Annotated in this window: 2 protein-coding genes; one reads left to right on the forward strand and one right to left on the reverse strand. The window is 45.5% G+C overall.

The genetic code is table 11. The annotated features are described in order from the left end of the window. The coding region (locus R7P72_RS24045; protein WP_318110832.1) for a GGDEF domain-containing phosphodiesterase at positions 1-1,020 on the forward strand (1,020 nt) is incomplete at its 5' end. Between the two features lie 53 nt (positions 1,021-1,073). Here the strand turns inward: R7P72_RS24045 and R7P72_RS24050 are convergent. Continuing rightward, the coding region (locus R7P72_RS24050; protein WP_318110833.1) for a peptidoglycan DD-metalloendopeptidase family protein at positions 1,074-1,599 on the reverse strand (526 nt) is incomplete at its 5' end.

The following is a 1,599-nucleotide window of genomic DNA, read 5'->3' on the forward strand; positions in this document are numbered from 1 at the left end:
GCTGTATGTCAGGAAGTGCTCGATAAAATTGAAGCCGGTTACAGTGACAAATCCAATCGTATTTCTTTTACCGTGAGCATTGGCATTGCACGTGCGCCTGTTCACATGCTCAACAGTGATGAACTGATCCTAAATGCCAGCTTAGCGTTGAAAGATTGCAAAAAACACCGTGACACACGAATTCAACATTACGACACGCACTTAAGTGCGCTTTATCATCGTCAAACGCAACTGATTGAAGCGATGCGCATTCAATTAAGCACGAGCATTACTGAAAGTCATGAGCTTTACGTGGTGTTACAACCGATTGTTGATGTAAACAATGATCGCTGGGATTACTTTGAAATACTCGCTCGTTGGAACAGCAGTGTGTATGGCAACATCTCCCCTGCGGAGTTTATTGAAGCGGCAGAGCAATCGGGATTAATCATCGAATTAGGTGAGCGAATCATAGAGTTAGCATGTATTGCGAAGCAAGAGTTAGAGGCTCACCTCGGTTATACCGTGAAGCTATCCATCAACTGCTCTGCACACGAACTGGTCGATTCAAACCGCTACATCAACCACCTAACAACCTTGCTCGAGCGATACGGTCACGATGCTTCGGACTTTGTTATAGAGCTCACTGAAACCGTTTTGCTATCACAAAGTGGACGCGAGCAAATGGTTTTGAACTCGCTTCGCTATCTTGGTTTTAAAGTCGCACTGGATGACTTCGGCACTGGCTATTCGAGCTTAAATTACATTCATAATTACCCTATCGACAGCATCAAAATTGACGCCACATTTGTGCGCAATATGCTCTCGAACAAAACGTCAGAGCAAGTGGTGTATCTGATAGCCCAGTTAGCTCAACTGTTGGATGTCGACTTAATTGCAGAAGGCGTAGAAGACGACAGGGCGTTAAATAAGCTTATCGACATGGGTTGCCATTATATTCAAGGCTACTTCTATTCTCGCCCACACAACGTCGATGAATTGGTACACATGATTAACGATAGACAAGTCAAACGCGCATAAAAAAGACCAAGCAATTAGCTTGGTCTTTTTGTTTCGATTAAGAGCCTAAACAGCTATAAAACCGCTTTCTCTTTGTTTTTTAGTAGCTTATCCATTTCATCTCGATTCGCGATGAAGGTTGCCATCTCCTTCTTAGGAACAGAGCTCGCCATCGGAATATTCGCGCGCATCGCGTTGACAGGGCGTCCGTACTCGATCAATTCATAATGAAGGTGTGGACCAGTAACTCGGCCTGTTTTACCAGACAAGCCAATACGCTGACCGCGAGAAACTTTTTGGCCTTTCTTCACTAAGATCTTGCTTAGGTGCAGGTAACGCGTTTTGTATTTGTTACCGTGCTCAACAACAACGTAGTTACCCGCATACGGGTGCTTACGTGTCATAATCACGGTGCCATCACCCGTCGACACTACAGGCGTGCCAGTCGGTACAGCAAAGTCAGTACCGTTATGCGGTGCAACACGGCCTGTTACTGGGTGTAAACGATTCGGGTTAAATCCAGAACTGATACGCCAACTACGGCTCACAGGATAACGTTGGAACGCACGCTGTAGGCTTTCACCTTTCGCGTTGTAGAAC

The organism is Vibrio sp. Vb0888 (assembly GCF_033338835.1).
GTDB lineage: Bacteria > Pseudomonadota > Gammaproteobacteria > Enterobacterales > Vibrionaceae > Vibrio > Vibrio alginolyticus.